The sequence below is a fragment of the Rhodococcus sp. YL-1 genome, assembly GCF_001942025.1.
GTDB classification, from domain to species: Bacteria; Actinomycetota; Actinomycetes; order Mycobacteriales; family Mycobacteriaceae; genus Rhodococcus_F; species Rhodococcus_F qingshengii.
This window is the reverse complement of record NZ_CP017299.1, coordinates 3,274,031-3,291,583: the sequence shown is the minus strand read 5'-3', so window position 1 is coordinate 3,291,583 and position 17,553 is coordinate 3,274,031. Positions and strand designations below refer to the sequence as shown.

At 62.4% G+C, this 17,553-nt stretch carries 17 protein-coding genes; 14 read left to right on the top strand and 3 right to left on the bottom strand.

Annotated features, from left to right (window positions below; all coding sequences use genetic code 11):
* Window positions 1-19: 19 nt before the first annotated feature.
* On the bottom strand, window positions 20-463 hold the full coding sequence (locus tag BH682_RS15275; RefSeq protein WP_042451026.1) for a DUF7144 family membrane protein: 444 nt from the start codon (window positions 461-463) through the stop codon (window positions 20-22).
* Between the two features lie 344 nt (window positions 464-807).
* Between BH682_RS15275 and BH682_RS15270 the strand changes: the two genes are divergently transcribed.
* The 5 genes from BH682_RS15270 to BH682_RS15250 all read left to right on the top strand — a co-directional run bounded on the left by BH682_RS15270 (window position 808) and on the right by BH682_RS15250 (window position 6,922).
* A complete protein-coding gene (locus BH682_RS15270; protein WP_064688168.1) occupies window positions 808-1,530 on the top strand; it encodes a hypothetical protein in 723 nt (240 codons plus the stop codon).
* Entirely contained in the window at window positions 1,527-2,141 is a 615-nt protein-coding gene (locus BH682_RS15265) for a class F sortase (protein ID WP_223304532.1), read from the top strand. Before BH682_RS15270 ends, BH682_RS15265 begins: the two co-directional genes overlap by 4 nt.
* Window positions 2,142-2,234: 93 nt before the next feature.
* The gene (gene thiD, locus BH682_RS15260) at window positions 2,235-3,035 is read left to right on the top strand and encodes a bifunctional hydroxymethylpyrimidine kinase/phosphomethylpyrimidine kinase (RefSeq protein WP_075833264.1); all 801 of its coding nucleotides are present in this window, start codon (window positions 2,235-2,237) and stop codon (window positions 3,033-3,035) included.
* Window positions 3,036-3,083: 48 nt separating this feature from the next.
* On the top strand, window positions 3,084-5,567 hold the full coding sequence (pepN, locus tag BH682_RS15255; protein WP_075833262.1) for an aminopeptidase N: 2,484 nt from the start codon (window positions 3,084-3,086) through the stop codon (window positions 5,565-5,567).
* A gap of 65 nt (window positions 5,568-5,632) precedes the next feature.
* Window positions 5,633-6,922, top strand: a complete 1,290-nt coding sequence (locus BH682_RS15250) for an alpha/beta hydrolase (protein ID WP_007731985.1) — start codon at window positions 5,633-5,635, stop codon at window positions 6,920-6,922.
* On the opposite strand, the gene BH682_RS15245 is transcribed toward BH682_RS15250, so the two are convergent.
* On the bottom strand, window positions 6,884-9,151 hold the full coding sequence (locus BH682_RS15245; RefSeq protein ID WP_075833260.1) for a DUF2254 family protein: 2,268 nt from the start codon (window positions 9,149-9,151) through the stop codon (window positions 6,884-6,886). The two genes, BH682_RS15250 and BH682_RS15245, sit on opposite strands and share 39 nt — an antisense overlap.
* Before the next feature lie 4 nt (window positions 9,152-9,155).
* The gene (locus tag BH682_RS15240) at window positions 9,156-11,291 is read right to left on the bottom strand and encodes a bifunctional lysylphosphatidylglycerol flippase/synthetase MprF (protein WP_075833258.1); all 2,136 of its coding nucleotides are present in this window, start codon (window positions 11,289-11,291) and stop codon (window positions 9,156-9,158) included.
* 139 nt (window positions 11,292-11,430) lie between these two features.
* Here BH682_RS15240 and BH682_RS15235 point away from each other — a divergent pair, with 139 nt between their 5' ends.
* The 9 genes from BH682_RS15235 to BH682_RS15195 all read left to right on the top strand — a co-directional run bounded on the left by BH682_RS15235 (window position 11,431) and on the right by BH682_RS15195 (window position 17,227).
* Window positions 11,431-12,045 carry an NUDIX hydrolase gene (locus BH682_RS15235; protein ID WP_003946186.1) on the top strand — a complete coding sequence of 205 codons (615 nt, stop codon included), beginning with the start codon at window positions 11,431-11,433 and terminating at the stop codon, window positions 12,043-12,045.
* A gap of 109 nt (window positions 12,046-12,154) precedes the next feature.
* Entirely contained in the window at window positions 12,155-12,754 is a 600-nt protein-coding gene (locus tag BH682_RS15230) for a CDP-alcohol phosphatidyltransferase family protein (protein ID WP_030537518.1), read from the top strand.
* Window positions 12,751-13,617 carry a DUF881 domain-containing protein gene (locus tag BH682_RS15225; RefSeq protein WP_075833256.1) on the top strand — a complete coding sequence of 289 codons (867 nt, stop codon included), beginning with the start codon at window positions 12,751-12,753 and terminating at the stop codon, window positions 13,615-13,617. The genes BH682_RS15230 and BH682_RS15225 overlap by 4 nt, the downstream gene beginning before the upstream one ends.
* Window positions 13,618-13,630: 13 nt before the next feature.
* Window positions 13,631-13,981, top strand: coding sequence for a small basic family protein (locus tag BH682_RS15220; protein WP_003946178.1), 351 nt, complete (start codon window positions 13,631-13,633; stop codon window positions 13,979-13,981).
* Between the two features lie 3 nt (window positions 13,982-13,984).
* Window positions 13,985-14,767, top strand: coding sequence for a DUF881 domain-containing protein (locus tag BH682_RS15215; RefSeq protein WP_075833253.1), 783 nt, complete (start codon window positions 13,985-13,987; stop codon window positions 14,765-14,767).
* A gap of 45 nt (window positions 14,768-14,812) precedes the next feature.
* Window positions 14,813-15,217, top strand: a complete 405-nt coding sequence (gcvH, locus tag BH682_RS15210; protein ID WP_003946160.1) for a glycine cleavage system protein GcvH — start codon at window positions 14,813-14,815, stop codon at window positions 15,215-15,217.
* A 211-nt stretch (window positions 15,218-15,428) separates the two neighbouring features.
* Window positions 15,429-15,923 (top strand): glycogen accumulation regulator GarA, encoded by a 495-nt coding sequence (gene garA / locus BH682_RS15205; RefSeq protein WP_003946166.1) that lies wholly within the window; start codon window positions 15,429-15,431, stop codon window positions 15,921-15,923.
* A complete protein-coding gene (gene ftsR, locus BH682_RS15200; protein ID WP_003946161.1) occupies window positions 15,923-16,660 on the top strand; it encodes a transcriptional regulator FtsR in 738 nt (245 codons plus the stop codon). The genes garA and ftsR overlap by 1 nt, the downstream gene beginning before the upstream one ends.
* Before the next feature lie 93 nt (window positions 16,661-16,753).
* A complete protein-coding gene (locus BH682_RS15195; RefSeq protein ID WP_003946194.1) occupies window positions 16,754-17,227 on the top strand; it encodes a bifunctional nuclease family protein in 474 nt (157 codons plus the stop codon).
* Window positions 17,228-17,553 lie beyond the last annotated feature (326 nt).

The window sequence follows — 17,553 nt, the reverse complement described above, 5'->3', positions numbered from 1 at the left end:
ACCTACACATACTTTCAACTCAAGCAGATCGAGTCGGCGTTGACGGTGCATGCGTAGCGGCGTGCGTCGTCTGGGTGGGCTTCCATGTCGACACAGCCCAGATCACGACGATGTTCAGCGCGATGATGAGAGTCGACCACCAGGGGTAGTACGGCAGCCACAAGAAGTTCGCGATGATCGAGATCGCGCAGATCACCACTGCCGACACCCGCGCCCAGGCCGCTCCGGTGAACAGTGCAAGCCCGACGAGAGCGACGAGCGCGCCCAACACGAGATGGATCCAACCCCACGTCGTCAGGTCGAACTGATAGACGTAGTCGATCCCGACTACGAACACTTCGTTTTCGGCGACGGCAGCGAGTCCTTGGAAGAACTGCACGATGCCGACCGTCACCAAGATGACGGCTGCCCCGATCGATGTTCCTACCGCGAAACCCTGCTTGACTGATGTTGTATCCGACATGACGGTTTCCCTTGATTCGGTGGGGGGCGACCGGACACGTGCCCGGCACGCTCGTTGTAGTGATCGTTGTTCCACCGGCTGACCGCTATGAAACGGAAATACCTGTCCAATGCGGTGAGAAATCAGTGCGATCTGCTCCGATGTGCGGGCGAAATGTAACTTCTGACCCCTGTTGATCCGATGGACCCCTTGCCGGAACGCGTGTGCGGAGAAATTGCTCGTAACCGAAGTTCACAGAAAATAAGAAGAATTCGGCACGGAATTCGACCTATTTGTCCAGCTGTACTGGTATTTTGACTGAATTGACCGGAAGCTACGGTCCGCGGAAAAAAGGTAGCGAGAGAATGACGATCTTCGGCAGGCGTACCGCGGGCATCACCGCGACGGCCTTCGTCTTGGCGACCGTTGTGTCGACAGCACTCCCCGCAGTGGGATCGGCTGCCCCCGTTTCGCTCACCCGCGCGTGCAACTCGGAAATCAACGAAAATTCGATGTCACTCGATCCGGCCGTGATCGACGGTTGGTACGACATCTCGACTGGATCGCCTGGAACGAAAATCAACTCGATCGAGGCGTGGCGGACAGTGCCGGGAGACATCCTCGAGTTTCGCGCATCGGTGACGATCAGAGCCCACGGAAGTCCCGTCCGAGGGACCCTTCGGATCGACGGCGCCGGCTTGACCGGAGATCAGGATTTGATCTCCAGAATGACGTTGACCCAAGATCTCGGTCGCTCAGGATCAACGGTCACCGATGCCGACGACGGTTCGGTCATCCCCGTACGTGCCAAGCTCGCATTCGACGTCACAACTCCTGGACAAGTCGCGCAGAACCAGACGGTCAACCTCTCGGCAGTCAAGATTGTCTTGGCAGGCGACACCACCGATCCGGGAGGTGAGTGCCCCGGCCCCGGCGGCGGGGGGAATGGAAGCGGTGGCGGAAACGGCAGCGGTGGTGACGGTTCCGGTGGCAACGGTGGGGATTCCGGTGACGCACTTCCCGGTCGTGACGTAGGAAACCGAGTACCAATTTCCCAGATTCCGTCCGGCCCGACTTCTCGTCCGTGACAGCGGCACCTGGATCCACGGCCAGCCGAACGTGGGCCGCTGCAGTAGTGGCGACAATGCTCTTGATCGGCGGATGTTCCGACGACGGTGACTCGCCGACCCGCGTCCTCGCGACCGGCCAACAAGATTTGCCGCCAGAGATTCGCGCGGTGGTCGACGGTCCGGATGTCCCGACCACGCTGCGCACAGGCAACAGCAACGCTGACATCCTGCCGATCAAGACGACGACGGACGGCTCGCTCATTCCGCCCGAGGATGTCAGTGAGATCGGATGGTGGGCAGATTCGGCATTTCCCGGCTCCGGCGCGGGCACCGTGGTGATCACCGGACACATCAACGACATCTATCAGGGTGACGGTTTCGGAAAGAAGTTCTCGACACTGGAAATCGGCTCGGTCGTGACCGTGGCGGGCGCCGGGGGACAGACCTGGAACTACCGTATCGATGCGGTCGATCACTACGGCAAGGACGGCGAGCTGCCGGTCGAGCGATTGAACAGCCTCGACGGACCCGAAACCCTCGCGCTGATCACCTGCGGCGGCGAGTTCGTCGGTCCGCCGTTCGGATACGAGGACAACGACGTCGCGTGGGGAACTCCGGTGCCCGCATAGCCGAAAACCAGACGTCGGAACGGTTGATAAACTGGGTCCCGCGTTCGTGGCCATCCACGCACGTTTCGAAAGTCCGAAGAAGGAGATTGTGCTGTGGTTGACCTCGCCTATGTCATCGCTGGGTCCGAAGCGACTGGCGGTGCCGGCCTGCAGGTCGACCTGAAGACGTTCCAGGCATTGGACGTCTACGGCGTAGCGACCACCACATGCATCGTCTCGTTCGATCCCAAGAACAATTGGGATCATCGCTTCGTGCCGATCGCTCCTGACGTGATCGCTGATCAGATCGAGGCTGCCACGGCAGCTCACGATCTGGACGTCGTCAAGATCGGAATGTTGGGAACTCCCGCCACGATCGAGGTTGTGGCAGAGGGTCTGCGTCGGCAGTCCTGGCGCCACGTCGTCCTCGACCCGGTCCTGATCTGCAAGGGCCAGGAGCCCGGCGCGGCTCTCGATACCGATACAGCACTTCGTGATTCGATCCTCCCGCTCGCCACAGTCGTCACACCCAACCTGTTCGAGGCACGCACCCTCGCCGGAATGGACAGCATCGAAAGCGTCGACGACCTCATCGAGGCCGCCCGTCGTATCCACGACCTCGGACCCAAGTACGTGCTCGCAAAGGGCGGTGTCGAACTCGCCGGTGGCGACGCCGTCGACGTGTTGTTCGACGGGACCGACGTGACTGTTCTCTCCGCCCCCAAGGTCGGCGAAGAGCGCGTCTCGGGTGCCGGTTGCACGCTGGCCGCCGCAGTGACCGCGGAGCTGGCAAAAGGCGCCGACGTGGGAGAAGCCGTCGCTCTGGCAAAGAAGTTCGTCACGGCGGGCATCGAAGGCCGCGTCTCGGCACACACGCCGTTCGACACCGTCTGGCAGGGCGCGTTCAAGGGATAGGCGCACGGCGGCTCACATCGCCGCGCGCGGCCTGGCAGGATCGAGTGCGTGAGTACTGCGAACCTGAATCGAAGCGAAGTCGCCGAACGATCTCGAGCCATCTCCGTCGCCGGTTACCGGGTGGAGTTGGATCTGCGATCGGCGGTCGACTCCGCCGTGAAGACCTTTTCGACGGTCACGACAATTGATCTGACGTCCTCGGTGGAGTCCACGTGGCTCGATTTCATCGGTGCTGCAGTCGATTCCGTGGACGTCGACGGTGCGTCGATTCCGGTGGAGTACGACGGATCCCGGATCGGGCTGCGCGGACTCGGCGGATCGAACGTCGTTCGGGTGGCAGCTCACGGCAACTACAGCCGTTCCGGTGAAGGGCTGCACCGATTTGTCGACGACGCTGACGATCAGACGTATCTGTACACGCAATACGAGCCTGCCGATGCCAGGCGTGTTTTCGCCTGCTTCGAGCAGCCGGACCTCAAGGCGCCCTTCACATTCGAGGTGACAGCACCTGACGGCTGGGAAGTCCTGTCGAATCAGCCCGCGACCCAGACTCTCTCCGTGGACGGTGCACAACGCGTCACTTTCGCCCCGACGCTGCCGATCTCGACCTACATCACCGCGATCGCGGCCGGGCCGTATCACCGCGTGGCGTCGTCGTGGAGTCGCGGCGAACTCACTGTCGAGTTGGGTGCGCTGTGCCGGGCGTCGTTGGCTCCGTACCTCGATGCGGAGAACGTTTTCGACATCACCCGTCAGGGGTTGGACTTCTACGCCGAGTACTTCGACTATCCGTATCCGTTCGGCAAGTACGACCAGATCTTTGTCCCCGAGTACAACCTCGGCGCCATGGAGAACCCGGGACTGGTGACCTTCACCGAGGCATACGTGTTCCGCGGCTCCGCAACCGACGAGCAGCATCAGCGCCGCGCCAACACGATCCTGCACGAAATGGCGCACATGTGGTTCGGCGATCTCGTGACCATGGTCTGGTGGGACGACCTGTGGCTCAAGGAATCTTTTGCCGATTTCATGGGATCGCTGGTCAGCGCCGAAGCCACTCGCTTCACCGATGCCTGGGTGGCATTCGCCATCAAGCGAAAAGCGTGGGCGTACCTCCAAGATCAGCTGCCGACGACTCATCCCATCGTCGCCGACATCGTCGATCTCGAAGCTGCGAAGCTTAACTTCGACGGAATCACCTACGCCAAGGGCGCCAGTGTCCTCAAACAACTTGTGGCGTTCGTCGGGCGTGACGCGTTCTTCGAAGCGGCACGCCGGTACTTCAAGGCTCACGCGTACGGAAACACCACGCTGGTCGATCTGCTCGACGTGCTCACGGAGACTTCCGGGCGCGACGTGCGCGAATGGGCCCGAATCTGGTTGCAGACCACCGGGGTGTCCACGCTGTCGCTCGACGGAACCGATGTGGTCCAGACGGACCCGCGGCCGCATCGGCTCGCAGTCGGAATCTACGACTACAACGAGTCCGGAGATCTTGTTCGCACCGAACGCGTCGAACTCGACATCACCGAATCACGCACGTCGGTCGACCTTCCGCCCGGAGCACTCACACTGCTCAACGACGAAGACCTCACCTACGCCAAGGTGCGATTGGACGCGGAATCTCTGTCCACTGTCGAGGCATCCCTGGACCGCGTGAGCGATCCGCTTGCGCGCGGGGTGATCTGGTCGTCGCTGTGGAACTCGGTGCGTGATGCGCAGCTCTCGGTGTTCCGGTACCTCGACATGGTGGAACGATTCGCTCCCGCGGAGACAGATCTTGCGATTCTCAGCTCGATCCTGACCGATGCCCAATACGCGGTTCTTCACTACGTTCCGAAAAGCTTGCGGCCCAATGTAAGTGCAGGCTGGTTGGAAACGACCTGGAAGGCGGTGTTCGAAGCCGAACCGGAGTCCGGAAGACAGCTGGCATGGGCACGGGCTCTGTCGGCCGCTGCAGCGGTCAACGATGCTCGCGCCGACGAGGTGCGGTCGATACTCGACGGCACCTGCCCGGGGCCGGTCGGACTGGCTCTCGATCCTGATCTGCGGTGGGCATTGTGGATCGCCCTGTCGGCGACCGGCCATGCGAGTGTGAGCGACTTCGATGGTGAGCTGAGCAAGGACAGCACGTCAGCGGGTCGAACGGCGTACGTCCGCGCCGCGGCGTCGATTCCCGATGCCGAGACCAAGGCGGCTGCCTGGGCGTCGGCGACCACCGATGCCTCACTCTCGAACGACCGCCTGGATGCGACGATCGCCGGATTCCGTTCGGGCACGGACCCGTCGTTGATCGAGGGATATGCGGCAGAGTACTTCTCGTCCCTGGGGAAGTGGTGGTCCGAACGCAGCATCGAGATCGCCCGACGGTTGGTGAACGGACTCTTCCCGGCAGCTGAAGACACCTCTGCTGTCGATTCCTGGATCCAGGCCAATGCTGAGGCGCCCGCGTCGCTGCGGAGGCTTGTTCTAGAGCGTCGGGATCACCTGGCCCGAGACCTACGTGCCCAGGCGTCGAACGCGGTGATCTGACGCCATCAGCTCCGAAATGTCCTGTTCTTGGATATTGTCTAAACAGGGCTGCGACAGGAGACGACGTGCACACGATCACGGATCTGTCGCTGGTCACGGGCCCGGTTCCGCCCGTGGTGACGGTGCTCGGAATTCTGGCACTTCTCTGGCTGATCTTCTCGAGATCGAGGCGTCACGTGCTGATCTCGATTCCGGTCTGCATCGTCGCGGCAATCGCGATCACTCTCGTGCTGTACTGGCTGATCGAGAAGGTGTGGCACCCGTTCCCCGATCCGATTGCCCGTCCGGTCTACGTGTGGATCGGGTTGGGCATTCTCGGCGTGCTGCTGGGTGTTTCGCGGGTATTTGCGGCGACGCGGATCGACGGTCGCGTGCTCACCGTGGTCTCGGTGCTCCTGGTGGTCGTGTCGAGCGCGGCTCACGTGAATCTGCAGTTCCAGTCGTATCCGACGTTGGGAACAGCGCTGGGACTCTCGGACGCGGAGAAGGTTTCACTCGCCGACCTGGACGACGGCAAGGACGGGGCGGTACCGGTTTCGCAATGGAAGGCTCCCGCCGACATGCCGTCGGCGGGCAAGGTCAGCACGGTCACGATTGCGGGGACGGTCTCCGGATTCAGCGCCCGCGACGCCGAGATCTACCTACCGCCCGCGTATTTCACCAACCCACGACCGGAGTTGCCGGTGTTGGTCCTGCTGGCCGGCCAACCAGGCGCGCCCGAGGACTGGCTACAGGGCGGACGTCTCGTCCAGACCATGGACGCCTACGCCGCTGCGCATTCGGGCTTGGCTCCCGTTGTCGTCGTTGCTGACGGGACCGGGTCGGAACTGGCGAATCCGCTCTGCGTCGATTCCCAACTCGGGAACGTCGCGACGTACCTTTCGCGCGATGTTCCCGACTGGGTGCGCGGGAACCTCCAGGTGGATCCCGACCCGAGGAAGTGGGCGATCGGGGGACTTTCCTACGGCGGTACCTGCGCGTTCCAGATGGCAACGAACTTCCCCGCGGTCTATCCGACGTTCCTGGATCTGTCCGGTCAGATCGAACCCACACTCGGCGATCGCAAGCAGACGGTCGATGCAGCGTTCGGCGGCAATGAAGCCGCGTTCGTGGCAGTGAATCCGCAGGATCTGCTCCGGGAGAAGAAGTTCCCCGACAGCGCCGGGGTGTTCGTGGTCGGCAAACAGGACAACGACTACCGCCCAGGTCTTCAAACGCTCTACGAAGCCGCAAAGGCCGCAGGGATGGACGTCCAGTACGCCGAGGTAGACGGAGGGCACAGCTTCCAGGTGTGGTCGGCTGGATTGGCGAGTCAATTAGGTTGGCTGGGAACGCGACTCGGTCTGCCCGGATGAACGATCGTCCGGAAGTTCCGAAGACCCGATGATCAGCGGGTGAATTCTTCCGGTCGCCCCGGCTTCGGAGCCCAATCCCTGCGGATCCGCCACACTCGCGAGCCGAAGGTCGAGTGCGCCGGTCCATTCTCGGGTCAATTGCGCATCGAGTGCGTCGACGCGCTCGAGTAGCGGAGGGTGCTGGTCCGGCGGGCAGGCTTCGAGCAAGGTCGCGAATACCGCGCGTAGACGGCGCTGGACCTGCGCGGAATTGGTACTGAAGTGCCGGATCTCGTCGGTGGCGACGGACACGTAATCGGTCCAGGTGCGTTGCTGCCCTCGGATCAGCGTGAGATCCGAGGTTGACGTGTCGAAGCGGACCCGCGGGGCGAGAAGTACCAGAAGATCTTCGATGTGGTCGAGAGCCTGCACCGCTCGGCCAGGGTCGTTGATGGCGGGTGACAGTGCCTTGAGTGCGATGTCCACGATCGACTGAAGCGCTGCACCGGGGCTGACGACCGGGCTGTGCGTGTCACCGAAGATCAAGCACGACATCAAGGTGTCAGGACGTACCTTCAGCGACGGTCCGCGTACCTCGAAGAGGGGCGCGTTCTGGGCGACGAACTCGCCGATGCTGGGGACGACCTCGACTGAGACGTCCCAGCGGCTCGCCAACCGCTGCAGGCGTGCGAGATCGATCGCCAGCAGAATCCGGCCGTCGGGTGAGAGGTGGCGCAGGCGAATCACCAGTGCGTCGGCGCTCTCGGAGGTTTCGGACTCGCGCGGTTGGTGGAGGGGGAGCGGCTGACTGGGTTTCGGTGCGCCGGAAGGTAAGTCCTCGTACAGCGGATAGGCACGAATCGTCGCGCTGCGACCCTGGGCCGCTATCCAACGCAGCAACCGACTGGAATTGAGGATCGACCCGACCTTCGCCACCAACGCGATGAACAGGATCGCACTGGCCAATGCCAGAAGGAGTGCGATCGCCGTGGAGATGGTCGGTGAGGAATTCTCCGAATCGAGCGCCAGATCGAGCGCAATGATCAAGGAGAAGACGAACGTGGCCAGAAACATGCCGATCGACCACCGCATCACTCGCTGTTGCGCAAGCATCGGGACCACCCGCACCGAAATCTGCGAGGCGCCGAACTGCATTGCGAGGGTGATGGCGGTGAACACCAGACCGGTGAGAGTGATCATCCCGCCGGCGATGACGCTGAGCAGCGTTGCGGTGGCCCCGGCGTCCACGCCCTCGGAAATGGTACCGACGTCGCCGTCGCTCACCAGGTCTCCGTCGATCCCGACGAGGATGTTCGCGGTGACGACGGACAGCACGACGAGGATCACGGGGAGGCGCCAGACCGGGACTGTTCGTAATCGTCGGCGAGTTCGGCGCCAGCGAATTCTGTCCGAAAGCCGCCGTGATAGTCCGACTTTCGTCGTGGGGGTTGTGGTGTCGACGACGGGGAGCGGTGGTGGGGGCGGGGGAGTGGAACCGAAACTTCCCGACACCGTTTCCTGAACGTAGATCTTCGCGTGGATCATCGGCTCGCGATAACGCTGTTCACGGGCCACTGCCCGGCTCATCTTCGCCGGCTTGTCGCGGTAACGCGAGCGCGCCCACGGGGCACCCGGGCGACTCAACCGAATTGCTCCGATCAACAGAAGTGGGGTGAAGAACAGCCCGATCAGGCCGGTCCAGAGTTTGCCCTTCATCAACGTGATCACGGCGAGTCCGAGTTGGATGACGATCGCGACGACAACGCCGATCAACGTCGCCAGGCTGCGGTCCTGCTCGTACGGGTCGAACTCTCCCGCGAACCCGATCGGGTGGACCCCGAGAAGGAAAAGGAACGAGATCGCGATGGCAACGAACACTGCGTCGATGGACGAGCGACCTTCCTCGGCCCAGTAGACATCGCGCAGATGCAACACGAGCGCGTACTCGTCGAGGACCAACGCGCTGCCGATGCCGAACACCGACGCGAGAACGCAATTGGCGATCGGGGTGTGATAGTCGGCCAGAGCGATGAAGGCGAAGCCGGACACGAGCATCATCATCAAACCGAAAACCATGTGGTGGATGTGCATTCCACCGGGCGTGACATTGCCTGGCCACCACGAGACCTCGGCCCGGATCATCCGGACGCTGAAGCGGATGAACAGGAACGTCAGGACAAAGGCGAGTAGGAGGAAGAACAGCGGGAGCCTGCCGGTGTCGACGACCGTGTGCTCGAACCAGGACCGCACGGCGTCAACTCTTGCTGGTGGCGAGCTTGATCAGCTGAGGAGCCGTTGCGTCGGGCAGGTAGGCACGCGTCAGTGCGATTCCGATCCGAGGCAGGTCGGCCTCGTCGCGGAAACACAGGAAAACGGGTTCGTACCTCGGCTTGAACTTCTTCTTGAACGCGTGAAGAGACCGGAAGCCGTAGAGCGGTTCCATCGCGGCTCCGAGCATGTCCAGCAGGCGGTCCATCGATGCGGCGTCGGCGCCGTCGTCGCTGCGGGCGAGCGGTGCTCCGGACAGTGAGACGAATTGGGCACCTTGTTCTTTGAACTCGAGGGCCGACGATGCGATGAGGAACTCGACCACCGGACGGAACCCGTCGGGACGTCGACGCATGACGTCGAGTGTCCAACCCCGAACCACGCCGCCTTCGCCGTACACCGGCAACCACGAGGTGACGCCGTGAATGCTTCCGGTCGGGTCGACGGCCAAGCCGACCCGGACGTCGCGGTCGAGCGCCTCCTCGACGCTTCCGAGGGTGAACCCCATCTCGGGTAGCCCCTTGTCGCCCACCCATTCCTCGGAGATGGCGCGCACCTGAGCCAATACGGAGAACGGCTCGTCGGCCAATGTTGTCATCCGGAAGGTGATGTCGTCCTTCTTGGCCTTGTTGAGCGCCGAGCGGATGTCCTGCCAGGATTTACCGGTGAACTGCAGTTCTGGTAGGTCGACGATCGTGTCTTCGGCGACCTGAACGGTGCGCCAGCCACGCCGGGTGGCGGCGTCGGCTGTCTCCTTCCCCACGGAGAACAAGCAGGGAGTGAGGCCGTTGGCTTCGGACATCGTCGTGAATTCGTCGACCGCTGCGGCAAGTCGGTCGGGGCTCGCTATCGGATCGGCCAGGACCACGACGACACCGACATGCCGTTGGAATGCAACGACGCTCTCACCCGACTCGCCGAAGTAGTAACTGTTGCCGTCCCACGTCGTCATCCACGACATGGTTCCGCCGCCGTGTCGTTTGAGTAGTTCCCGAGCGGCGGCGCGCGGATCGTTCCCGGACAACGGCCCGCCTCGAATCTTGCGCCGCATCGGTACGTGAAAAGCGTGGCGGCCCTTGATCAACAAGATGAGTTCGAGAAGCCAGAGCAGCGCGGTACCGACCGTGACGGCGCCGGCGCTCTCGTAGTCGAAGAAGATGACCGAGACGAGGACGAGGGCGGTGGCCAAAACCGTCAGTGAACCGAACACCACGGCAACCCACCAGGCCCAGCGGCGACCTCGTCGCAACTGGTCCGCGATCAGGGCAACGATGACCACGTCGATCAATGCCGTCCAGCCCGAACCGGTTTCGGCTTCCGTCGGCCCGAACGGTCCGCTTCCGGGGAACAGCCAGACGGCGATCTCGACCACGCCGATCAGGAGCAGGCCGATGAATCCGAGCAGGCGGATCTCGCGTCGCGTTCGGGGGATGAACCCGCGCTCTCCGTCGCCGAAGAACTTCTCGCCCACCGGCAGGAATATCGCGACCGCGATGAGGTGCTGCACGTCGGCGAGGCGGCCTTCGAAGAGGAACGCGATCGCAATGTACGCGCACAGAATGGCGCGCACTCGCATTCGCCAGGGCGAGCGGAGTGTTGCCGTGGTCGCGGCGAGTGCGGCGATGATTGCGGTGGTCACGCCGACGTCGCGGTGGGTGGCGAGGTTGCGAGCCCAATCCCAGTCGGTGTGGCTGCCCGCCCAGAGGAGGAGCGATGCACCGAGTTCGCCCGCCAACTGACCGCTGATCGTGACGATGGCCGCGTTCTTGGTTCCCAGGCGCCATTCGCACCAGCCGACCGCGAAGGCAAAAACGACGATGATCGAAACATACTGACCCGGCGTCAATCCGAAGAACCACCCCGTGACGAGAGTCCACCACTTGCCTTCCTGCAAGGCAGGAACTCCGTAGGCGATGTCGTTGAACCACGAATAGGTACGGACGTGATTCCACAGGGCGCCGGTCGCGATCCCGACGACGGTGATGGTGAGCACGACGCTCGCGGTGAACGGCACACGCCGCAGGACGCTCAGCGTGTCGGAAGCAAAGCGAGAGGCCCGATTCGACGCGCCCGGCGCGCCCTGGTCGGTCTGCGGGGTGGGGGTCTGGGACTGCTCAGCCATCGAGGTTCTCTTCTCGCCATGCCGCACGGTGGATTCTGCCTGTTCAGCATGACAGGAATACAGACCGATAATCAGGCGAAGCGGCCAAAATGGACCAGACTGGCTGAGGGTCTCAGTCTCGTGGCGCTACTGTCGAGCCATGGTGAACGGAGATTTACTGAATCGGGACCACGTGGTCGCCTCACTTGCCGCTTTCGAACCTCGGTCGGTCGAATTGGACGGAAGGCGCTCGGCGTCGGTGGTCATCGTCGTCATGCGGACAGCGGACGGAACACCAGTGTTCCCGGTGACGAAGCGGCCGAGCAAGATGCGCGCCCACCCCGGTCAATTCGCGTTGCCGGGCGGAAGCGTCGACCCGGGCGAGTCGTCCGAACAGGCAGCGGTTCGGGAACTTTCCGAGGAGCTGGGTGTCGACGTTCCCGAGTCGAAGATCATCGGCCGGCTCGACGACTACGTCACTCGTTCGGGATTCGTGATCCGGCCGTTCGTCATGTGGTCGGGCGAGGACATCGGGGGACTGGTACCCAATCCCGACGAGGTGGCCCAGGTGTATGCCGTCACGTCGGAGGAGCTCGACGTGGACTCGCGCTTCGTCACCATCGAGGAGTCACCGAACCCGGTGATCCAATGGCCGTTCCGAACGAGCCTGATCCATGCGCCGACCGGAGCCGTCATCTATCAGTTCCGCGAAGTGCTGAACGGACGGCACACGCGCATCGACAAGCTCGAGCAGCCGGTGTTCGCCTGGAGATAAGGGCAGCTCGACACGCTCGGGACAGTTCAGGCTACGGCGCCTCGGCGAATAGTCCGTCGTGCTGTGGAAAGCTGGCCGCACGGCAATCGAACGACGCGAGGTGTGTGCAGTGAACTCTGGCGAACAAGAACCGATCCCCACGGACCGGATTCTCACTGTTCCCAACGTGCTCAGTATCGTGCGTCTACTCGCTCTGCCGCTGTTCGCCTACCTGCTGCTCGTCACGCACTCGGACGGCTGGGCATTGGCGCTGCTGATGCTCAGCGGGTTCACCGACTGGCTCGACGGCAAGCTGGCCAGAGTGCTCGGACAGACCTCGCGTCTGGGAGCGCTTCTCGACCCGCTGGTCGATCGTCTGTACGTCGTGACGACTCTGGTCACCTTCGTCGCCCGCGATTTCATTCCCTGGTGGGTCGCAGCGATACTCATCGGCCGTGATCTTCTGCTTGCGTTGACGCTGCCGATCTACCGCAGGCGTGGCCTGCCACCGCCCGAGGTGGTTTATCTCGGCAAGGCTGCGACCTTCCTACTGATGTTCGCTCTGCCGTTGATTCTTGCCGGGCACGGAGACTGGGCCATCGGACCGTTCACCCATGCCTTCGGTTTCGCTTTCCTGATCTGGGGAACCGTCCTGTACGTGTGGACTGCCGCGATCTACGTGCTCAAGGCCGTTGACGTTGCGCGAACCCACGAGGTCGTGCCCCGATGAAGTCGACCGGGGAGGACGTCCGTCGTAACCCGGTACCGTCGCTGCTTCGGTCACTCATGACCGAACATCTCGACCCGGGCTACGAGGCAACTGCATTCGAACGCCAGCACGAGCACACCAAGAACAGATCCTCGAAGACGGGGCCGTGGCTGGCCCTCGGCGCACTGTTGATCGGGTTCATCGTCACGGTCTCGGCTGTTCAGGCGACGAAGCAGGTGACCGGCACCGAAGAGGTTCGAAGCGAGTTGGTGGCGAAGGTCCGTGATGCGGAGGATCGAATCGATTCACTGGCCGCGTCCCGCGATTCACTCGGCGGAGCCGTCGACGCCGCGCGCGGCGTGGTGCTCGAAGGCGATGCACGCGGCAGCGCCGTCCTCGACCAACTGCGAGCGGTCGAATCCGGCGCAGGAGCCGAAGCTGTTCACGGGGAGGGACTGGTGGTGACGTTGACCGACCCGGCCGGACGCCCGAACCTCTCGGATGCGTCGCAACGGAGTGTCGGCGGTAAGACAGTTGTCCTCGATCGCGATCTGCAGACCGTCGTAAACGCCCTGTGGGCTGGGGGAGCGGAGGCGATCGCCGTCGGCGGCGTGCGAATCGGGCCGACGGTGACCATTCGTCAGGCGGGCGGCGCGATGCTCGTCGACAACCAACCTGTTTTCTCCCCGTACCTCGTCGAGGCGATCGGAGACACGCGAGCACTGCAGCGGAAATTCGTCGTCAGCGACGCCTACGTGAGAATGTCTAGCGTCTCGCAACTGTACGGAGTCGGTTTCGCGGTGGCCGAAGACGATTCGTTGACTCTGCCGCCTACGGCGCCTCGCGCCGTCCGAGTGGCAACAGAACCCACAGAACCCAAGTGACAGAAGGAGTTCGATGAAGGCCGGTTCCGCCCTGTACGGACTCGCAGCACTGGTCGTCGGCATCGTCCTGGGCGTAGTTTTCAGCCCGCAGGTGCCCGACGTGATCCAGCCCTATCTTCCGATCGCTGTCGTTGCGGCGCTCGACGCCGTCTTCGGTGGACTACGCGCGTATCTGGACGAAATCTTCGACGCGAAGGTGTTCGTGGTTTCCTTCGTCTTCAACGTGCTCGTCGCGTCGTTGATCGTCTGGCTCGGTGATCAGTTGGGTGTCGGTACTCAACTCTCGACGGCGATCGTCGTCGTGTTGGGTATCCGGATCTTCGGCAACGCAGCGGCATTGCGACGCCGACTGTTCGGAGCGTGAGTCATGGCGGAACATTCCACGACCGAACCGGAAGAAGAACCTCCCGTCATCACTGCGGGTGAAGGTCGTCACGAGTTGCGTTCACCGTCCAAACACCGCACCAACGTCGTCTTCGCAATCCTCGCTGCTGTGCTGTTGGGCGTGCTCGGCGTTGCGATTGCCACACAGGTACGCAGCACAGTGGCCGGAGATTCACTCGACGCCGCGCGCCCTGCCGACCTCCTGGTGGTTCTCGACAATTTGAATCGGCGCGAAGCCGCGCTGAGGCAGGAAGTCGCGAATCTTCAGGAATCGCTTGCCACTTTGGAAGCCGGTGGCAACACGGGAGCAGCGCTGGACGAGGCGCGGGCGCGGCTGACCTCACTCTCCATTCAAGTGGGGACCGCTCCGGCCATTGGACCGGGTGTGACGATGACCCTGACAGATCCGGCGGGCGGCGTCGGATCGGAAGTGATTCTCGATCTCATCCAGGAACTGCGTGCTGCCGGTGCCGAAGCCATCTCGATCGCAGGTGCGAACGGCGAACCCATTCGTATCGGCGTGAACTCGTGGGTGAGTGGGCGCGGCGGCGAGATCGAATTGGACGGAACCCGGATCGAGCAGCCGTACACTGTGACCGCGATCGGAGATCCGCCGACATTGGCGGCAGCGTTGAACATTCCCGGAGGCGTCTTCGACAATGTCGCACGCAATGGCGGAACGTCGTCCGTCGAGCAATCGCAGCAGGTCACGATCTCCGTCTTGCGACAATTGAATCCGCGCCAATACGCTCAACCCGGAAATTGATCTTTTTGCGTCCGACTTTCGGACGGCCTGTGAAAGGAAGCCACTGTGAGTGAGCTCGATACACCTACCGATCTGCGCTACACCGCGGAGCACGAGTGGGTGAAGCGAACCGGCCCGACCTCAGTTCGAGTCGGTATCACCGACTTTGCTCAGTCGCAGCTCGGTGACGTCGTGTTCGTCCAGCTTCCCGCTGTCGACGAAGACGTGACCGCCGGTGAATCGCTCGGTGAGGTCGAGTCGACCAAGAGCGTCTCCGACATCTTTGCTCCGTTCACTGCGAAAGTTCTTGCAGCGAACGGTGAATTGGACGGACAGCCCGACCTCGTCAACACCGACCCGTACGACACGGGTTGGTTGGTCGAACTCGAGGTTGCCGACGAGGCCACACTCGACGCCGCACTCGCGGCAACTCTGGACGCGGAGGCATACAAGGGACTCACGTCCGAGTAGAAAACCTGCGCGTGGACCGGCCAACTCGTGTTGTGTCGCGGCCTGTCTCGCTGCACACGGCGGTCTGCGCAGGGTACGGTCGTTAGGTACGCATGTGCCGAGTCGGGGCGCAGGGCCGTATCGAACGTGACTGTGAAAGATGCTCGTGAAGAAAGTGCACTGCGTAGTCCAGTGATTCATGATCTGGATGATTGACCCAGGAGGAGAAACAGTGAGCGAGAACGGTAACGACGCGGGCTATGGGGAGTCGCCGGCGGAGACCACTTCGGTTTTCCGCGCGGACTTCCTCAATGAGCTCGACAACACCTCCTCTGCAGCACCGGCCGCCGAGCAGCCGGTTTCGGGCGTGGAAGGCCTTCCTGCCGGAGCCGCACTTCTGGTGGTCAAGCGGGGACCGAATGCAGGATCCCGCTTCTTGCTCGATCAGCCGACGACGTCGGCAGGTCGGCACCCGGACAGTGACATCTTCCTCGACGACGTGACCGTCAGCCGTCGTCACGCCGAGTTCCGTCAGGAAGATGCAGATTTCCACGTCGTCGACGTCGGAAGCCTCAACGGCACCTACGTCAACCGTGAGCCTGTCGATTCGGCAGTTCTCGCGAATGGTGACGAGGTTCAGATCGGCAAGTTCCGTCTGGTGTTCCTCACCGGCCCTCGTGCCGGCGGTTCGCAGGTCGGCGAGTCGTCAGCAGGTGCGGGTAGCTAATGACGGCAGTGCGGCAGCAGAGCCAGCCCGGAATGTCGATTGGTTCCGTGCTGGATCGGTTGCGTCCAGATTTTCCCGACGTGACGATTTCGAAGATCCGTTTCCTCGAGTCCGAGGGCTTGATCAGCCCGCAACGGACACCGTCGGGATACCGCAGATTCTCTGTCGAGGACTGCGAGCGTCTTCGCTTCGTGCTGACCGCTCAACGCGATCAGTACCTGCCGCTCAAAGTGATCAAAGAACAACTCGAAGCGATCGACAGTGGCGCAGCGACGGTGAGTGCAGAAGTTCCTGCGCCTCGTCGTGCTCGCGTCCTGTCGATCGCTACGGGCGATGTCTCACCCGAGGCGTTCCGGGTCGATCGCGAAGTTCGAGTCGGTCGTCAGGATCTTCTCGCGCGCGCTGACATCGACGATCGGTTTCTGACCGATCTGATCCGCACCGGTTTGGTCGTTCCCGGCGCGGCGGGCTTCTTCGACGAGGATGCCGTGACGTTGGCGCGCACCGCTAAGGCGATGTCCGAGTACGGCTTGGAGGTTCGCCATCTGCGGGCGTTCAAGTTGGCTGCTGATCGCGAAGCGGGACTGGTGACTCAGATCGCCGGACCGGTTGCCAAGGGTCGTGACGCCGGAGCACGTGATCGTGCCGAGGAAATGGTGCGGGAGCTGGCCGCTCTGTCACTGACTTTGCACACGTGTCTGGTCAAATCGGCAGTTCGGGGAAGTCTCGATCGCTGAGTTCCTCGATCAGCGGGGCACACTCGAATAGAATTTCAGTACGACCGCATCGGAGTCGGTCGGCTGGATCACGTCAGGTTGGAGGCAAGCTCGATGGGCGAAATGCGTGTGATCGGAGTTCGTGTCGAGCAGCCTCAGAATCAGCCGGTCCTGTTGCTGCGAGAGTCCGACGGCGATCGGTACCTGCCGATCTGGATCGGGCAAACCGAAGCTACCGCGATTGTTCTCGAACAACAGGGAGTCGAGCCGGCGCGGCCGCTGACTCACGACCTGATCAAGATCTTGATCGAATCTTTCGGTCGAAGCCTCAAGGAAGTTCGGATCGTGGACCTGCAAGAGGGCACTTTCTACGCGGATCTCGTCTTCGACGAGCAGACCACTGTCTCGGCACGTCCGTCGGATTCGATTGCATTGGCCCTGCGCATCGGCGTTCCGATCTTCGCGTCGGAGGCTGTTCTCGCCGAGGCCGGTCTGGTCATTCCCGACGAGCGCGAAGACGAGGTCGAGAAGTTCAAGGAATTCCTCGACACCATCTCGCCGGACGATTTCAAAGCCACTGATGGTTAGCCTGAATTGACTGGTTGCGGACTTTAGTCTTCAACTCTCAAGTAGAGGTTGAGTCTCGGTCGGCGTGTTGCGTTGACCATGCACCCTCCTGGACTTACCGTTGCGTGCGGTGGAGATCTTCTCGCCTTGTCGATCGAGGCGTACTCTGGGTAAGTCCACTCATGGAATTACCTGCCTTGGATTCACATCTGAAAGTTCGGTCGGCACGGGATTCTCGTGACTGCTGATAGCACAGGTTGGTTACATGATGGCGAAGCGAGAGGGAGACGGCAGTGGAAGAACAGTCGAATGAGCGCGGGACGGGCATAGCCGGTAGTGCCGCGACT